The sequence below is a fragment of the Pseudomonas sp. zfem003 genome, from assembly GCF_032621675.1.
GTDB classification, from domain to species: domain Bacteria; phylum Pseudomonadota; class Gammaproteobacteria; order Pseudomonadales; family Pseudomonadaceae; genus Metapseudomonas; species Metapseudomonas otitidis.
The window spans coordinates 1-16819 of record NZ_JAVYJG010000007.1 but is presented as its reverse complement, the minus strand read 5'-3'; the positions used below and the strand labels follow the sequence as shown (position 1 = coordinate 16819).

The 16819-nt window shown below is 65.2% G+C and carries 20 protein-coding genes and 1 pseudogene; 3 read left to right on the top strand and 18 right to left on the bottom strand.

Annotation, left to right across the window (positions count from 1 at the left end; translation table 11 throughout):
• Positions 1-7 precede the first annotated feature (7 nt).
• Entirely contained in the window at positions 8-2023 is a 2016-nt protein-coding gene (gene uvrB / locus RTK35_RS16910) for an excinuclease ABC subunit UvrB (RefSeq protein ID WP_044408703.1), read from the bottom strand.
• A 186-nt stretch (positions 2024-2209) separates the two neighbouring features.
• Here uvrB and RTK35_RS16905 point away from each other — a divergent pair, with 186 nt between their 5' ends.
• From RTK35_RS16905 to RTK35_RS16895, 3 genes are all read left to right on the top strand, one after another.
• Positions 2210-3406 carry an amino acid aminotransferase gene (locus tag RTK35_RS16905; protein ID WP_316908553.1) on the top strand — a complete coding sequence of 399 codons (1197 nt, stop codon included), beginning with the start codon at positions 2210-2212 and terminating at the stop codon, positions 3404-3406.
• A 449-nt stretch (positions 3407-3855) separates the two neighbouring features.
• Positions 3856-4389, top strand: coding sequence for an ImmA/IrrE family metallo-endopeptidase (locus RTK35_RS16900; protein WP_279861523.1), 534 nt, complete (start codon positions 3856-3858; stop codon positions 4387-4389).
• On the top strand, positions 4386-4976 hold the full coding sequence (locus RTK35_RS16895) for a hypothetical protein (protein WP_279861521.1): 591 nt from the start codon (positions 4386-4388) through the stop codon (positions 4974-4976). Before RTK35_RS16900 ends, RTK35_RS16895 begins: the two co-directional genes overlap by 4 nt.
• Positions 4977-4986: 10 nt before the next feature.
• Here RTK35_RS16895 and RTK35_RS16890 read toward each other — a convergent pair whose 3' ends face one another.
• The 17 genes and pseudogenes from RTK35_RS16890 to RTK35_RS16810 form a co-directional block, all read right to left on the bottom strand.
• On the bottom strand, positions 4987-5250 hold the full coding sequence (locus RTK35_RS16890; protein WP_316908552.1) for a hypothetical protein: 264 nt from the start codon (positions 5248-5250) through the stop codon (positions 4987-4989).
• Complete coding sequence (locus RTK35_RS16885) at positions 5247-5612, bottom strand: hypothetical protein (protein ID WP_316908551.1); 366 nt, start codon at positions 5610-5612, stop codon at positions 5247-5249. The genes RTK35_RS16890 and RTK35_RS16885 overlap by 4 nt, the downstream gene beginning before the upstream one ends.
• Positions 5609-6250 carry a glycoside hydrolase family 19 protein gene (locus tag RTK35_RS16880; protein WP_316908550.1) on the bottom strand — a complete coding sequence of 214 codons (642 nt, stop codon included), beginning with the start codon at positions 6248-6250 and terminating at the stop codon, positions 5609-5611. The genes RTK35_RS16885 and RTK35_RS16880 overlap by 4 nt, the downstream gene beginning before the upstream one ends.
• A gap of 43 nt (positions 6251-6293) precedes the next feature.
• On the bottom strand, positions 6294-6737 hold the full coding sequence (locus RTK35_RS16875) for a hypothetical protein (protein ID WP_316908549.1): 444 nt from the start codon (positions 6735-6737) through the stop codon (positions 6294-6296).
• Between the two features lie 598 nt (positions 6738-7335).
• Positions 7336-8058, bottom strand: coding sequence for a head decoration protein (locus RTK35_RS16870; RefSeq protein ID WP_316908548.1), 723 nt, complete (start codon positions 8056-8058; stop codon positions 7336-7338).
• Between the two features lie 9 nt (positions 8059-8067).
• Positions 8068-8394 carry a hypothetical protein gene (locus RTK35_RS16865; RefSeq protein ID WP_316908547.1) on the bottom strand — a complete coding sequence of 109 codons (327 nt, stop codon included), beginning with the start codon at positions 8392-8394 and terminating at the stop codon, positions 8068-8070.
• Positions 8384-8974, bottom strand: coding sequence for a hypothetical protein (locus RTK35_RS16860; RefSeq protein ID WP_316908546.1), 591 nt, complete (start codon positions 8972-8974; stop codon positions 8384-8386). The genes RTK35_RS16865 and RTK35_RS16860 overlap by 11 nt, the downstream gene beginning before the upstream one ends.
• Before the next feature lie 26 nt (positions 8975-9000).
• Complete coding sequence (locus RTK35_RS16855; RefSeq protein ID WP_316908545.1) at positions 9001-9960, bottom strand: hypothetical protein; 960 nt, start codon at positions 9958-9960, stop codon at positions 9001-9003.
• A gap of 3 nt (positions 9961-9963) precedes the next feature.
• On the bottom strand, positions 9964-11187 hold the full coding sequence (locus tag RTK35_RS16850; RefSeq protein WP_316908544.1) for a hypothetical protein: 1224 nt from the start codon (positions 11185-11187) through the stop codon (positions 9964-9966).
• Positions 11184-11435: a hypothetical protein gene (locus RTK35_RS16845; protein WP_316908543.1), complete on the bottom strand. Its 252-nt coding sequence runs from the start codon at positions 11433-11435 to the stop codon at positions 11184-11186. Before RTK35_RS16845 ends, RTK35_RS16850 begins: the two co-directional genes overlap by 4 nt.
• The gene (locus RTK35_RS16840; protein ID WP_316908542.1) at positions 11432-11977 is read right to left on the bottom strand and encodes a hypothetical protein; all 546 of its coding nucleotides are present in this window, start codon (positions 11975-11977) and stop codon (positions 11432-11434) included. The genes RTK35_RS16845 and RTK35_RS16840 overlap by 4 nt, the downstream gene beginning before the upstream one ends.
• A gap of 1 nt (position 11978) precedes the next feature.
• Complete coding sequence (locus RTK35_RS16835) at positions 11979-13745, bottom strand: hypothetical protein (protein ID WP_316908541.1); 1767 nt, start codon at positions 13743-13745, stop codon at positions 11979-11981.
• Positions 13745-14254 (bottom strand): hypothetical protein, encoded by a 510-nt coding sequence (locus RTK35_RS16830; RefSeq protein ID WP_316908540.1) that lies wholly within the window; start codon positions 14252-14254, stop codon positions 13745-13747. The genes RTK35_RS16835 and RTK35_RS16830 overlap by 1 nt, the downstream gene beginning before the upstream one ends.
• A complete protein-coding gene (locus RTK35_RS16825; RefSeq protein WP_316908539.1) occupies positions 14254-15528 on the bottom strand; it encodes a hypothetical protein in 1275 nt (424 codons plus the stop codon). The genes RTK35_RS16830 and RTK35_RS16825 overlap by 1 nt, the downstream gene beginning before the upstream one ends.
• Before the next feature lie 64 nt (positions 15529-15592).
• Complete coding sequence (locus RTK35_RS16820) at positions 15593-16006, bottom strand: hypothetical protein (RefSeq protein WP_316908538.1); 414 nt, start codon at positions 16004-16006, stop codon at positions 15593-15595.
• Positions 16007-16155: 149 nt separating this feature from the next.
• The gene (locus RTK35_RS16815) at positions 16156-16518 is read right to left on the bottom strand and encodes a hypothetical protein (protein ID WP_316908537.1); all 363 of its coding nucleotides are present in this window, start codon (positions 16516-16518) and stop codon (positions 16156-16158) included.
• A 54-nt stretch (positions 16519-16572) separates the two neighbouring features.
• Positions 16573-16819, bottom strand: a pseudogene (locus tag RTK35_RS16810) (hypothetical protein); the annotation flags it as partial.

Here is a 16819-nt window from a genome sequence, read left to right as displayed (position 1 = left end):
TCCCCGATCAGACCTTCAGCAGCAGGTCGCGCAGCTTCTGGATTTCGTCCCGCAGCTGCGCAGCGGCCTCGAACTCCAGATCGCGGGCGAGCTGGAACATCTTCTCTTCCATCTGCCGGATGCGCTTGTTGATCTCGCTGGGCGAGCGCAGTTCGGCCTCGTAGCGGGCACTCTCTTCGGCCGCCTTGGCCTGGGCTTTGCGTTTGTTGCTGCGCGCCCCCGGTACGGTCGCGCCTTCGAGGATGTCCTTGATGTCCTTCTGGACGCCCCTGGGCACGATGCCGTGGGCCTCGTTGAAGGCGATCTGCTTGGCACGGCGACGCTCGGTCTCGTCGATTGCCCGCTGCATCGATCCCGTGACGTTGTCGGCATAGAGGATCGCCCGGCCGTGCAGGTTCCGCGCGGCGCGGCCAATGGTCTGGATCAATGAGCGCTCCGAACGCAGGAAGCCCTCCTTGTCCGCGTCCAGGATGGCTACCAGCGAGACCTCGGGCATGTCCAGGCCCTCGCGCAACAGGTTGATCCCCACCAGGACATCAAAGGCGCCGGTGCGCAGGTCGCGGATAATCTCGACCCGCTCGACGGTGTCGATGTCGGAGTGCAGGTAGCGCACGCGAACGTCGTGATCCCCCAGGTAGTCGGTGAGGTCCTCCGCCATTCGCTTGGTCAGGGTTGTGACCAGGACGCGCTGGTCCAGCGCGACACGCTTGCGGATCTCCGAGAGCAGATCGTCCACCTGGGTCGCGGCCGGTCGCACTTCGATTTCAGGGTCCACCAGGCCGGTGGGGCGCACCACCTGCTCGACCACGCGACCGGCATGCTCACCCTCGTAAGGCCCCGGCGTGGCCGAGACGAAGATGGTCTGCGGCGCCATCAGTTCCCATTCATCGAAGCGCATCGGACGGTTGTCCAGGGCGGACGGCAGGCGGAAGCCGTACTCCACCAGGGTTTCCTTGCGGGAACGGTCGCCTTTGTACATGGCGCCGATCTGCGGGACGGTGACGTGGGATTCGTCGATCACCAGCAGGGCATTCGGTGGGAGGTAGTCATACAGGGTGGGCGGTGCCTGCCCGGGATCACGCCCGGACAGATAGCGGGAGTAGTTCTCGATGCCGTTGCAGTAGCCAAGTTCGAGAATCATCTCCAGGTCGAAGCGAGTGCGCTGCTCCAGTCGCTGGGCCTCCAGCAGCTTGTTGGCGCCACGCAACTGCTCCAGCCGCTCCTTGAGCTCCTCCTTGATCTTCTCTACCGCCTCGAGCAGCGTCTCGCGCGGCGTGACGTAGTGGCTCTTGGGGTAGAAGGTGAAGCGGGGCAGCTTGCGGATCACCTCGCCGGTGAGCGGGTCGAACGCGGAAAGGCTCTCGACCTCGTCGTCGAACAGCTCGACGCGGATGGCCTCCAGGTCGGATTCGGCGGGGAAGATGTCGATCACATCACCACGCACCCGGAAGGTGGCGCGGGCGAAATCCATGTCGTTGCGGGTGTACTGCAGGTCCGCCAGGCGCCGAAGCAAGGCGCGTTGGTCGATGCGGTCCCCACGGTCCAGGTGCAGCACCATCTTCAGATAGGACGCGGGGTCACCCAGGCCGTAGATCGAGGACACGGTGGCCACGATGATCGCGTCCGGTCGCTCCAGCAGCGCCTTGGTCGCCGAGAGGCGCATCTGCTCGATGTGGTCGTTGATCGAGGCATCCTTCTCGATGTAGGTGTCCGAGGACGGGACGTAGGCCTCAGGCTGGTAATAGTCGTAGTACGAGACGAAGTACTCGACGGAATTGTTCGGAAAAAAGGCCTTGAACTCACCGTAAAGCTGGGCTGCCAAGGTCTTGTTGGGCGCCAGAACCAGGGTGGGCCGCTGCACCTGAGCGATCACATTGGCGATGCTGAAGGTCTTGCCGGAGCCGGTGACGCCCAGCAGGGTCTGGTGCGAAAGGCCCGCTTCCAGGCCCTCCACCATCTGACGGATGGCCTCGGGCTGGTCGCCGGCGGGCTGGAAACGCGTGACGAGCTGAAAGTCTGACATGGCGATCCTCGGACTTGCGATGTGACCCCCTCGCGCAGAGGGCGTCAAAACTGGCGAAAAGCGGGCGTTTGATGTCGCCCCTGGCGACCGTGACCGCTATAATACCGGCCCGATTGCGCAACCCCAATGCAGACGCTCGGGGTTGCTCAGGCCCCCTACCCTTCCCTCTCCTCGAGCAGCCGCATCATGAGTCTGTTTTCTGCTGTCGAAATGGCCCCACGCGACCCGATCCTGGGCCTTAACGAAGCATTCAACGCCGATACCCGCCCCACGAAGGTGAACCTCGGCGTAGGCGTCTACTACAACGAGCAAGGCCGTATCCCCCTGCTCCGCGCCGTAGCCGAAGCCGAAAAAGCCCGCATCGAAGCCCATGCACCTCGCGGCTACCTGCCGATCGAAGGCATTGCCGCCTACGACCAGGCCGTGCAAAAGCTGCTCTTCGGCGCCGACTCTCAACTGTTGGCCGAAGGCCGTGTCGTCACGACCCAGGCTGTAGGCGGCACCGGCGCGCTGAAAACCGGCGCAGACTTCCTCAAGCGCCTGCTGCCCGACGCCGTTGTGGCCATCAGCGATCCGAGCTGGGAAAACCACCGTGCGCTGTTCGAGTCCACCGGCTTCCAGGTCCAGAACTACCGCTACTACGATGCCGCTACCCATGGCGTAAACCGCGTCGGCCTGCTGGAAGACCTGAAAGCCCTGCCCACGCGCTCCATCGTGGTCCTCCACGCTTGCTGCCACAACCCGACCGGCGTCGACCTGGAATTGGATGACTGGAAGGCGGTACTGGAAGTCCTGCGCGAGCGCGAGCACGTCCCGTTCTTGGACATCGCCTACCAGGGTTTTGGTGCAGGTATCGACGAGGACGCCTTCGCCGTCCGCCTGTTCGCCGAATCCGGGCTGCAGTTCTTCGTGTCCAGTTCCTTCTCCAAGTCGTTCTCGCTGTACGGTGAACGTGTTGGCGCGCTGTCTGTCGTCACCAGCTCGAAGGAAGAGGCCGGCCGCGTCCTGTCCCAGGTCAAGCGCGTCATCCGTACCAACTACTCCAACCCGCCGACCCACGGTGCCACCGTGGTAGCCAGCGTGCTGAACAGCAATGAACTGCGCGCCATGTGGGAAACCGAACTCGCCGAGATGCGCAGCCGCATCCACAGCATGCGCCTCGCCATGGTCGAGCAACTCGCCGCCCAAGGCGCCAAGCGCGACTTCAGCTTCGTTGCTCGCCAGCGCGGCATGTTCTCCTACTCCGGTCTTACTGCCGAGCAGGTCGAGCGCCTGAAGAACGAGTTCGGCATCTACGCCGTCAGCACCGGCCGCATCTGCGTAGCTGCACTGAACGGCAGCAACCTGGACAGCGTCACCCACGCCATCACCCAAGTGCTCTGAGCAAGGCAGGAGAAGGTCAAGCCAGGTGCTTGACTTCTCCTTTCTAATCAGTAAGATACGCACCGTTGTTCCGCGATAGCTCAGTCGGTAGAGCAAATGACTGTTAATCAGTAGGTCCCGGGTTCGATTCCTGGTGCCGGCACCATATAAATCAAAGGCTTGCAGCGATGCAGGCCTTTGTTTTTTCCGCTAGACGTACAATTTGACGTACAAAAAATCTCGAACACACTCCATCCCGTAGCGTCCTTAGCCTGAGGGGGCTCGTTCCGCAACGCCCGCCAATGGGGCGTCCGATCACAAAATACTGTACAAAAAAACAGTAAAATGTGACGCTACCCCTCACAGCGGCGTCTATAGCTATAAGGGCAGCCCTGTATATATAATCCCCCGCCCTGCTATGCTCGAAGCACACGCAGGCGCGATAGTCAATCGCTCACACGAGGTCAGCAATGTCCACCTACACCGCAGCCGAGACCGCCCGCAAAGCGCTCCAGCTTGCCTGGAACGGTGCGCTTCCCGTGGATCCGGTCGCTATTGCTCAAGGTATCGTTATGTATCGAGACGACCCTGTAACAGGTCGCCGAATCGAGATGCCCATATACGTCCGACCGCTCTCAACGCACCAGTTGGGCGGTTTAAGTGGACGAGCCTCCATGCAGCAAGCTCCAGAAATCTGTTTCTTCTGCGATTACAACTCAGATGAAATCAGTTATAGAAATCGGTTTACTATCGCTCATGAACTTGGTCACGTTCTTCTTGGCCATGTAAACGAAGGCAAACCGATGTTGCGGGATAGCAGCTTCCAAAATTATGACCCACCGGAAACTGCAGCAAATACTTTTGCGGCTGAGCTTTTGATGCCTGAACATAAAGTCCGTGAGCTTTTTCGCTCCGTTAGGACTATACAAGAGCTCTCCGAAATATTTGTAGTTTCAAATCCTGCAATGACGTACAGACTGAAGAATCTCGGATTGATTAATTGACCGATAACGTAGACTTCACAGCTGTCGATATGGGGGGGCCAAAAAATGAGCCCCCTTCTCCAAACACTGCTGAAATGTTATCTCAACAGCAACTAGCTGAGGCTCAAACCAAGCTCGCGAATGAAGATCTTGAGAGGCAGCGACTCAGCCGTTTCTTCGCAAAAACTTTCTTCTTCGCGACTATCACCGGCATAGTCGTATGCCTCACTTTCTCCCTATACATTTCCTGCCACTTCCTTGGCCTGTTCGAAAGGGACTATCACGACAGAGTTTTCACTCAATCTGCATCCATTGCTAATGCAGACGAAAAGCAAACAAAGTCTAAAATTTCTGCCGGATTGAATCCTGAAAAAGCGAAAAAATCAGATGAAGAGATTGCCAACTTATCGTTGCGCACTTTGGCACCTTTGATACCTGCGTCCTTTTCAACCGCACTCGCGCTGATACTTTTCATTACTCTTGCTAGATTTGTAACTAGCTACTCAAACAACCGAAAAGAAGAGTCTGAAAAAACTCAAGACTATGGTGCAATCTCAACTTTGGTCCAAGAGATAGGAAAGCTGATTCAGACTCTTCGCGGCAAATGAAATTCAAAACTTATCTACACGCTTTAAGAGAGCCCACCAGCTCCCGCTCATAGCCGATCCGCTGTCGGCGCTCTGCCAGCAGCGCCCGCACCTTCACCTCCAGTGAATCACCTGCCCGCAGCGTCGATGCTGCCCAGGGCGGCACAGCCACCTCCTCCACCCGGCACGGCACCGCCACCGGGACCTCCACGCGCACTAGGCGCGGCTCGGCGTCCTGCCGGCCGGCGCACCCCGCCAGCGCGAACACCACCCCCACCACGATTCCCAGCCTCATAGACCCAGCTCCCGGTTGATCACTGCCTCGGCCGCGGCGCACTGGTCGCCGCCGATCCGTTCCTGCTGCAGGCGCTGGGCCGCCGCGTAGTCGCCGGCAGCGGCCTGGCGCGCCTCCTGCTGGGCCTGGGCGGCGGCCTGCAGCCGCTGCTCAGCCTCGGCACGCAACTGCGCCACCCGGGCGTTCTGCTCGCCCACGGCGGTTTCCAGGTCCTGGCGCGCCTGCTGGCACCGCACTGCCCTGGCCTGCGCCTCGTCCAGCAGCGGGCGGTAATACCGGGCAGCCAGCCAAGCACCACCAGCAGCGGCCAGCAGCAGCGCCACGCCGGCCAGCACCAGGCGCAGCGGTACCGAGGCGATCACGACAGCACCGCCCGGGCACGGCCCCAGAGGAGCGACCGCTCTGCCAAGCCAGTGAGCCCGCCATTGATGCGCCGGGTGACGGCCTCGAAGTCGCCGGCATCAGCGAGGGCGTTGAGCCCGTTGTCCTCCCAGAACCACGCCGCCGACAGCGCCGCAGGCTCTGGCCGTTCGAGCAGCTCGGGCTGCTCCAGCAGGGGCAGGCCCAGTGCACGACCGCACCGCTGGTACTGCGCGCGGCCGGTGATCTGGAACAGGCCCCGGCCACGGTACCGCCAGCCGTCACCGGAGGCGGCCGGGCCGTTGCCCATCCGATTGCCATAGACCGCATTGGCGATGGCCTCGGGCTGGCGCTCCAGGCGCAGGGCGAGCCCGTTGGGCACACGCTGGCGGGCGGTCGGATCCACGGCGAAGCGGCCGGGCCAGGTGTTTGCCAGGCCTGCGGCGCCGTAGTTGAGGTTCTCCACCAGCCGGGTCAGCTCGGCGCTCTCGTGCCCAGCCTGGGCCAGGAATGCACAGAGACGCACGCGGCTGGTGATGTCGTATCGGGCCGCCGCTCGGTTGATGGCGGAAACGAAAACGCCCGCAACAGTGCGGGCGTTCGGGAGGATCTGCAGCAGCTGCTGCTCGGTGATCTGCATGGGTGGTGCTCCAGAAAGAAGACGCCCCGCTCGGTGGCGGGGCTCAGTCGGTTTCGATGGTTGGCCACTGCATCGGCGGCAGCATAGCCAGCAGCTCCGCCTCGGTGGGGATGGGGGCCTCGCCGGCGCGCACCCGGGCGATGAGGTCATACCCCAACTGCCAGCACGCATCCCGCCACACGACCCCAGCCTGACCCTCGGCCTGGAACCTGGGGACAGTGCTGGTGGCGTAGGTGCAGAGGCTGAGAATGCTGTCGTAGTTGCGCTGCCGTGCCACACCGTCCATGTAGGACTGAACCACCGCCGTGAGGTTGGTGATCACCTGTTCCTCGCGCGTGGCATCTGGGTGGAACACGGCGCCGTCGTAACGACAACCCTGCCGCACCCACTCCGGGCACTCGACCCAGAGCAGAGACGGATTGAACTCGGGCCACGGGTCGTAGCTGGCAGTCTCGACGACGATGCCGCTCTCTATTCGTGCTCTCATGACAGGTACTCCCTGACGATCACCATGCCTGCACCTCCGTCGCGGCCACCGCCAGATGAGACCCCGGCTGAACCAACCACCACAGAAGCAGAGGCGGGAGCGGCGATGGAGGAGAACGCGTACGCACCAGCTCCCCCCGTCTGGCTGGGTAGGCCGTCAGAACCGCCGCCGCCGCCAGGCTGACCGCCTGCAGTTCCTCCGCCGCTGCCAGCCGACCGACTAAGACCTCCGCCGCCGCCCCGGGGTGATGAGCCACCTGGAGCGCCGTAGCCAGACCCATCAACGCCGGCGCCGGCCCCGCCAGGCATATTCAACTGACCGCCGGATGCCGTCCCACCGGCGCCGCCGTAGCCCCCGCTGCCGACCTGGCCCCCTGTGCAGCTGATCGAGCCGAACGAGGAGGTACCGCCATTGGAGCCGTTACCACCGGCACCACCACCGCCCCAGACCTCTACCTCGATGCGACTGACACCTGCGGCGCGCGTCCAGGTGGTGGAGGTTCCGCCCGTCGCATAGATCGTCTGGCGCACAAGGATCGCGGCGATTTGCTCCTGCCTGACGAGGTCCTTGGGATCCGTAACCCGACCGAGATACTTCATCAGCCGGTCACCGTCACGCGGTACTGCCCAGAGGTCGGCGCCACGCCGAACGTCAGCTGGATCGTGTTCGCGCCGTTGGCCACCCAGTCCGCGATCACGCCGGCATTGGTGGAGACCTCGCGCACGCTCACGGCCACGTCCTGGGTGTTGAGGTTGTGGGTCACGGTGATGGTGGTGGCGGTGCCGTCACCGATGGTGGCGCTCGCCTTGCGGGCCACGACCGAGGTATCGACAGCGATGACGCCGCCGGAGATGGAGATGCCGGTACCGGCGGTGTAGCTCGTGCCGGCGCCGACCTGGGTCCACACCAGGGCGGTGGTGCCGATGGTGATGGGGGCGTCGGTGGTCATCAGCCAGACCTGGTTGCCCTGGGTCGTGCCCTCGCTGACGAACACAGCAGCGCCCAGCGCCTCGGCGGCGGTGTCCATGTCGGTGGCGCGAGCCCAGGAGCCGGCGGCGGCGATGTAGATGCCGTTGCCAGCGCCTGCGGTCTGGTTCTTCACCAGCACCCGGTCCCCGGCAACGATGCTGACGCCGTCGATGGTCTGGGCGCCGGACAGGGTGATGTTCGCCGTGGTGGCCGCGCGCACGGGGGCCTTCCAGGAATAGCCCTGCACAGCCGCGTCCAACTGCGCCTTGGTGACTGCGTCCTGCGGGTTGGTGCCGTCGGCCATGCCGGTGACCTTGAACCCGTTGGCGTCGATGGTGTTGGTGAATTTCATGGGGTGCTCCTAGTTGAAATAGGCCTTGCCGATCTCCGGCCGCCCGTGGGTGATCTGGACGATGTTCTGGTCGATGTAGGTGACGTCGGGCTCCACCCGGTTGCCGAGGTGGTCCACGACGGTGACGCTGGGGAACCGGCCCCGGTTGTGGGGCACGGTCCATACGGCGAGCGGGATGTCCTGGGTCCACTCGAAGGTTGTGCCGCCCGGGGCGCCGTCACGGCCCGGCGGGCCCTGGCCACCGGCGGCGATGGCCACCCCGGCGACGCGGGTCGGTTCCACCACCAGGGCAACGGCCTCGGCCACGGCAACGACGACCGGGGTATCAGCAGCCATGGGCGCACCCTCCTCCGCTGCTCACCAGCACCTGGCCGGCCACCCAGCGGTTCACGGTGCCGTCGGGGTGGGTGATGGTCAGGTCCCATTCACCGCGCGCCCAGGTGATGGCGGCGGTCTGCTCGGCGGTGAGGATCAGCAGCACCCGGCCGAGGCCCTGGAGCTGCACGCCGCCGTTCTGCTGGGTCAGCAGGATGGGGGCTGCACCCTCGCCCCGGATCTCGGCGCGGATCTCGCAGCCGGTCAGGTCCACCGGGAGCCGGTAGACCAGCAGGCCGCTGGCGGCGGTGCGTCCCTGGCCGGCCAGGTCGTTGAACTCCAGGGTGTCGGCGTCCACCACGTGGGCCAGGCGGCCGGGGCTTCGGGCCTTGTCCTGGTTGAGGTCGGGCCAGTTGGGCACACCCTCGCACCACACCAGCCAATCCCCGGGCAGGCCGTGGGCGGGCACCTGCAGGCGCACCGGGGCGGTGCCGGCGAGGCCGGTGATGGGGCGGTACTGGTAAACGGGCTGCATCAGCAGCAGGGGCTGCTGCAGCGTGGCGCCCGGGATGACGGGCAGGTCTAGGCGGGCCGGCGTCATGCTGGCTACTCCTCGTGTCGGGTGTGTCAGGCGCCGGCGGCGCGGTGCAGGCGGATCAGCGGCGGGTTGGTGGTGGACAGGTCACTGCGCTCGAACTCCCAGACGTCGGGCGCGCCCGTGGCCCAGGACACCGAACGCGACAGCGAGCAATAGCGGCTGTTGCCGTCAGCGCTGACGCCCAGCACGGGGGCTCCCACCGTGGAGGCGCGCAGCTGGGGCATGCCGTTGGTGTGCACCGCCAGCCAGTAGCGGCGCCCGCCGACCAGCTCGGCCGGGGCGCTCAGGGTGGCGATGGCCTGGCCGGTGCTCCCCAGCGGGGCGAGGCCGTTGGCACTGGGAAGCCCAGCGCCTGGCCAGCCCGCCAGGTCGCTCTCGTAGATCTTCAGGGAGGCATTCGAGGAGGCCGCCGCCGTGGTGACGATCACCGACATCTGGTCGACCGTCATGTCGTGGGGTGCCAGGTACGGGACCATCATCAGCGTGCCGCTCATGATCAGCGCGGTGGAGTTGGTGAACGTGACCGGCATGCTGTCGGTCCAGGCGTCCGGGGGGATCTCGAACACCGGATCGCGCACCCACTCCTCGAACCGGCGCCGGTAGGCCCGGCCGTCAGCGGGGACGTCCTCGATTCCGCCGCCGGGGCCTGGGCCAGTTCCGCCGCCAGCGTCCCGCAGCTGGGCGAACAGGCCGGCGGTCGCCCGCAGGCTGACCTCGGTGCCGGCTGGCCACTGGCGCGCCGGGGTGCCTTCCTGGGCGCGGGTGATGGTCAGCACGCCGGCGGCGTTCGCCGTCGCCTTGACGATCTCCCAGGCGTTTTCGGTGCCGTTGGCATCGGTGCCTACCAGGGTCAGCAGGTAGTAGTCGCCACCGGTCAGGCCCAGCAGCAGGGCGGCGCGCTCGGTCTCCACCACCATGGAGGCGGAGCCGGCCGACAGCTCGGCCTGCAGGGTCGCCGTCCAGTTGTTCACGAACAAGGGTTTGGCCATGGGTCAAATCCATCCAACAGGGGTAGCGGCCAGCGGGGCCGCCACGTGGGTGACAGGGTTCCAAGAACTGTATGAGCGCGGTCCGTACAGGATTTCGCGGCGGTCGGACGGCACGGTGCTGGTCTGATCCGACTCGTTGACGATCACGGGGGATTCAGCGCTGGCCGGTGTGCCGGCGCCTATGTAGTGGTGCTGGAATAGGACGCCGTCTTCAGTGGTTCGAACGTAGAACACCACCATGTTGTTGCTGATGTGCAGGACGTCTATTTTCTCCCCAAGGATCAGAGGGCCCCACGCCGAACTCGGCCCGGCCTGCTGCTCCACTGTCAGCGGGGCCGGCGGTTCGCTGGCACTCTGCACCCCTTCTAAGACGTGGTTGTAGAACTCCTGCCCATTGAGCCGCCCGATGTAGCGAACTGTGCCAGAGTCTGTAGGGGTTCCCGGAGTCAGGGACTCGTAGGTACCCTCCAGGCGCGCCTCGGCCACCAGCGTCTCGCCGACTCGCAACCTCCAGCGACTGAGACGGCGCCGGTAGCCGAAGTTGGGCTCGGCGAACTCAGCCTGTTCCTCGTCGCGGCGGTCAACGTAGCAGCGCACCAGGTCGCCGGTTGGCCCGAACCAAACCGCTCGGATGCGGCCGTTCTGCTCCTGGTTGACCTGGCCGGTGCTGGTGATGACACCACTGGGCCCGTGGGTAACGGTCATATCGTTCTGATAGGTCAGGGTTCCAAGCGTCTCGCTACGGGTGTGCAGCACCGTCACAGTGGCTGTGAACGGCTCGCCGGCGCTGCCCGATATCTCGACCAGCAGGAAGCCGAGAGGTATGGGACGCTCACCAGCCATGATGAGCGGGCTGGGATCGTTGGCGTAAAGCATCAGTACGGCCCGCCGCCCGTCTGGGCTGATGTCGCACGGCACCGGGTGCCGCCACACGTAGACATCCGGATCGCCCGTGCCCCAATCGATAGCCGGAGACCCCTGGCCATCGTCGACCGGCCAGCTCACGCTGATGGTGTTCAGCACGGCAGAACCACCCACCTCTCCCATGCGCCGGGCAGTGCCGGCGTCGAGGTTGATGATCCACCGGGTGCCGTCCGGTGCACAGTAGAGCCAGCCGCCCAGGTCCCGGCCGTAGAGCTGGAACTGGGAGCCGCAGAGGATGGCCTGGTTCCACCAGGAACGCCCCGCCGCCGCATCGGACGCCAGCTGCTCGGGCGTGCGTGTCACATTGRCCAGGAACGCCCCGCCGCCGCATCGGACGCCAGCTGCTCGGGCGTGCGTGTCACATTGGGCGTGCCCGGCACGCTGACCCGGTAGGTGTACCAGAGCTGTTCCGGCAGCGGATGCTCACGCGCGGTGCCGTTTGGCAGCACAACCTCGCCCTGGCTGGGGTTGGTGGCGCTACGCACAAGGCCGTGCCAGGGCCATCCGAAGATGACCACCTCGTCCGTGGGGATGCCCGCTACGTTCATCATGGTGCAGGCTCCGCCAGGTTCACCACCACGTCGGCGCCGTCGGCATCGGCCAGGCGCAACGTCTTGATGGGCTTGATTTCCATGGTGAAGATCCCGTCGCTGGTCGCCACCACCACGGTGCCGTAGTAGTCGCGGTCAGGGACGGTGGCCGTGCCCTCGGTCTTCGTCTTCTCGGTCAGGGGACTGGCGATGCCGCCGCCTCCTCCAGCGGCTGCCGGGGTGGCCGGGTCCCAGGTGGCAGACCCACGGGTTGCCGGTCTGCCGCCGCTTGCCTCCCTAGCTGACAGGGTCTTCGACTGGCGAGCCCCGGGCTTGAGCGAATTCAGGTCGTCCTGCAGGGTCTTGCCCCGCCGCTGCTCCTCCAGCGACCGGCCAATGGCGCGCCGGGCTGCCTCCGAACTCTGCTGGCGTCCGGCGGCGATAGCCTGGCGCGACGCTTCGCGCGACGACTCGGAGGTGGCGGTGCGCGATACCTCGGACGTGGCCGCCCGGGAGGCGGTGATGCCTTCACGGATGGTCTTGCGTTCGTCTGCGAGGGACATGTCAAAGCTCCAAGTGATCAGTTGGGACGCTCACGCGGTAGGTCTTGCCGACCTCCACCGGGAACTCGTCCATGTGCTCCGCCGGGATCTCTCGCGCTCTCACCCAGAACTTTCTGGGGAACCGCTCAAGGGCAGGATTTATGTCGAAGTCGTTGTCGTCGTAGTTGCCGCTGAAGCCGTCAATCGACTCATCGTAGATAGGGCTCTCGTTGCGGCCGCCCAACTGGTTCGGCAACTCGATAAGCGGCCAAGGCTCGCCGGGAGGCGTGCTGTTAGGGGTGGTCGGCGGCGTCAGCGGATCGGTCTCGCTGCTGCCGCCCTGGCTCACGGCAAGCTGGAAGTTCGTGTAGCAACGACCGGTCTTCAGGTCCCACTCGTCAATGATGTTGACGACCTTGGCCTGGCAGCTGATCGGGTGCCCGAGGATCTCGTCCTCGACGCGCACCGTGTGCTCAAGGCGAATACCCACGGCCTCGGCGGTCGGCAGGGTGAAGGCGAACCGGTTGCCCCGGTGTGCGCCCAGGATGGAGACCCGGCCGATGGCCAGGATGGTGCTCAGGCCCAGCAGGCGGCGCTCTTCGTTGCGGATGTCCACCACCCAATCGCCCAAGGCATCCTGCACGGCGCCGGGCTCCGGCGAGGTGTAGGTGGCGCTGAGGAAGGTCTGTTCCTGGTCGCTCTCGGTGTCCATCGCGATGCGGTCGCGGCTGATCACTTCCCCGGCTTGGGCAACGCTGGCCGGCGCCTCCAGGCGCAGCGTGTACTGCTCGGTAACCCGCTGCGCCCAGCGGATCGCGCTGGTCCAACTGGCTCGAAGCAGTAGGTCCGGGTAGCGGTTTACCCAGCCGGCCGGAGGGGTACAGTAGATCCCGCTCTCTGGCAGGCGAAGCCAGAAGGCATTGCTCAGGACCGCGGTAAAGCCAGCATCAGAACTTGCGCCAGTGACCATCTCGATGTTGGGCAGCTCTGTCGAGTCTCGGCGCCAGACGCAAAAACCGGTCTCGGTCGAGTCGCCCACGATGTCCGGGTGCCGCCAGGAAAATTCCTGATGGCGCTGCCGCAGGCGGATGAAGCGATAGTCCGCCTCGACCTCGACAACGTTGATCCGCTCGCTCAGCTCCACAGGCAAGTAGTCGATGCTTTGGAATATCGCGGTGTCCGGCCTGATGAGCCAATGCGGCACGCTGGTGGCGGCCCATGGCGTCACCTGCAGCTGACCCTCGACGGAGCGCTGCAGGCTCACAGGCAGGGTGCTCAGGCGCTCCTTGGCGTAGGCCCAGCGAGAACGGCCCTCGACCGGCTGGAAGACGTCAGGCGACCACAAGCCGCCCACCAAGGCGTCGATGTCCTCGATGGCCATGGGCTCCACGGTCTCGTTCAGGCGGTCGCTGCACTCGCACGCGAGCACCCGCGTCTGCAGGTTGAAGCGCGGGCGCTCCAGCTTGCCGCGAAAGCGCAGCACCGACACGTCGGCGGCGGCCTGGTGGTGGATGTAGTAGATCTCGACATCCTGCCCCACGTAGCTGTCGGGGTTCACGGCGCCTGCATCCAGCAGCAGGTTGAAGTCGGCGATGCACCGGGCGAACTCCTCGCGTTCGATGCGGATGGTCCCGCTCAGGTACTGGGTGACGTCCACCCCGTTCAGCAGCAGCTGCACGCTCCAGCGAATCGAGAAGTTGGGCTGCACTTCCTGGGTGACGATTCCACGGCCGCGCCGGGCCCCGCCGTTCAGGGTGGCCCCGTTCAGCGTGATTCCGTTGATTTGCATTAGACCTCCCTGGCGTCGAATGACCAGGCGTAGGGGAACTGACCCGCGCGCAGCGCCTCCTGGGGCGGCTCGCATGACACGATGAAGCGCGGCATCCATGCCACCTTGTAGCTCGTGGCGCCAGCCTGGGGCGTTATGGTGAAGGCGTTGCCAGCTATGGCGATGGGGGTGCGCACCTCACGATTGCCGACCCTGGCAAAGGCCCAGGGTGCAGCGTCCGGCCGGATACTCCCCGGGATCACCCCCGTCAGGTTCTCGGTGATCAGCATGCGGGGCTTGGTGCACAGCAGCTCCAGGGGCTGGTCGAAGTCCAGGGCATCGAAACCCAGGCCCATCAGGCCGGCGCCGCTGATGGTGATGATGGTCTTGCGGAAGTGCACCATCTTGACCATCGAGCCGGATGTCCTCCGGTCTTCGGTCACCCCTTCGGACGCTGGCTGATAGCTCTGATCGGGGAAGCCACCGCTGGCCAGTGGCGTGATCGCCAGGCCTCCCAGCTTCACGTCCATCAACTCACCCCCCGGTCACCGAACTTGCGGGACTCATTGCGCGTCAGCGCGTCGAAATTGGTCTGGTCGGCGAGCAGCGTGTAACTGCCGCCGTCTGCGGTCTTGAGGATCACGGTGCCGAGGCTGCGCGATCCGCCACCGGATGCCAGGACCTGGCCTACCGCCCCGCCCGTGGCGAAGCGCGGGACGCCAAGCCCGTTCATGCGCGACAGCAGACCCACGCCGTAGCGGCGCACCGCCTCGGCGCGCATGACGAACTCGCCATTGGAGAGGCGGGCCAGGATGCTGTCGCTGGTACCGGAGCCGGGACCGACGACGTGGCCGCCGCCGGCGAACTTCTTCACGGGCGCTGGCGTCCCGCCATCGGTGGTGGGGGCGGTGACAGTCGGCGTGATGGTCAGCGCGGCGCCGATGGTTTCCCTCAGCTTCTGGAACTTGTCCATGATCGCCTGGACTTCATCATCCGGAAGGTTGAGGCTGACCTTTACATTGGTCACCTCAGCGATCTGCGCCTTCAGCTCGGCCACGCTGGCCTTCGCCTCGTCCACGGACTTCTTGGCCTTGTCCAGCTTGATCTTGTCGGCCTGCTCCTCGATGCCCTGCAGCTGCTTGATTACGCCGCCGAAGCCGTAGGTGTTGCCGCCGGCCTCCTGAATCTTCTGCAGGACGTCGAGCGCAGCCTGGGCTTTGGTCTTGGCCCCGTCCGCGTCCTTGGCCGACAGCGCACGCGCCGCCGCTACCTTGAGGGCATTGGCCTGGCCGAAGTCCGGGGTGCCGGTGGCGCCGGCGTTGAGCTTGGCCAGGGCGTCCTTGTAGCGCTTGGCGGTGTCGACCTGGGCCTTCTGAGCCTTGTCCAGTTCGCTGTTGGCCTTGCTCTGGGCCTTCATCTGCTCGGCCAGGTACTCCTGCGACTCCTGCAGGAGCTGCTTCTGGATCGCGGTCAGGTCGTCGGCATGCTGCTGGGCCTCGCCCGCACTGGTGCCCATGCCGGACACGGCGGCGTCGAACTGCTCGGCGGCGGCGGCGGCGCGGTCGGCCATGGCCTGCTCGCCGTACTCGCCGGACCAGAGCTTGGTGAGCTCGTCCTTCGTGTCGCCGATGTTCTCGCCGACGTCCTGCACACCGTCCTTGATGGTGTTGACGGCGCCCTCGAAGTTCCCCTGGATCGCCTGCGCAGCGGCAGCGAAGACGGCACCGAACAACTTGCCGTAGCGCTTGAACTCGCCGGCCAGAACGATCCAGATGCTGGTGAGGATCTTGAGGCCGGTGCCCATGATCTCGGCCGACTCGGTCGCCTTCTTGCCGTCCTTGGTGAAGGTGATGAGGTAACCGCTGATGTCATTGAGCGCCCAGCAGGAGCTGGGTGGTGCCCTTGAGGCTGCCGTCCTGGTTGCGCAGCGAGACGCCGATGGTATCGAACGCCTCGGCCTGCTTCTTCGACCCGTCGGCGGCGGCCTGGATATTGGCGTTGAACTTGGTGAGGGTGGCGCTCAGCGCCTCCCCCTCGATGCTGGCGTACTTGGCCGCGTACTGCAGGCCGGCGAACTCGCTGGCGGCCATGTTGGCCCGCTCTGCCAGCTCGCCGGTCATGTCCACGGCGTCGATGGATGACTTCACGAAGGCACCCACGGCGGCCACCGACAGCGCACCCGCCAGGGCCAGGCCGGCCGACTTGGCGGATTCCATCAGGTTGGCCAGCTGGCTGTCGGCGCGGTCGAAAGCCGGCTGGGCGCGGTTGACGCCCTCGATCACCAGCTAGCCCTTCTCGCAGCGAGCGGCTCGGGCCACCTGCAGATCGAGCAGGGCGGCAGCGCGGCTGTCCTCGTGGAGGGCAGCGGCAAAGGCCTCGATCTGCGGGAGGGTGTAGGTCTGGATATCGGCCCAGGTGTGGCCGGCGGATATCAGTTGCTGGACGGCGTCTGCCCAGCCACGACGCTTGCCGCCGCCACCAGGGCCCGTCCGAAAAAACTGGAGTTCACCCGCACGACGTGCACCATCAGCTCGACGGCAGACGCCGCCGGCACGCGCCTGAGTGACCAGCGGGTGAGGCTGGTGCAACGCAGCAGGATCACCTGCAGGTCGCCGGACTGCTTGGCGTAGCGGTAGATCTCCTCGGCGGTGAAGTTGCCGAGCATCTCGAAGAGTCGGGCACCGGCCTCGCCGAAGCGCTCGAAGTCCGGCAGGCGCACGGGGTTGATCAGCACCTGGAGGCGGCCCAGCGTCACGGGGACCGGCTCGGGGAATAGGATGTGGATATCGCTCATGCCAATCTCCAGGCATAAAAAAACCCGCCATCGGCGGGTTCTGAGAATTAGAAATCAAGTACAGGGGACGGGCACCTTGCGAATCTCGACACCACCCCTAGTGCTGCCATCGGCCATTTTCTGCCGGGTGTGGATTTTCTGTTCCACATACTTCACGCAAGGCTTGACCTGGACCGGCACCTGCACCGGGACCGGCACTTCCCGGTAAACAACCTCTGGCTCGGGGGCGGCTGGCTTCGGCGCAGGCTTCGGCTTGGGCCTCGCGTAGGTCTTGCTCGGGTCGGCCATCTGCACGGCTGGG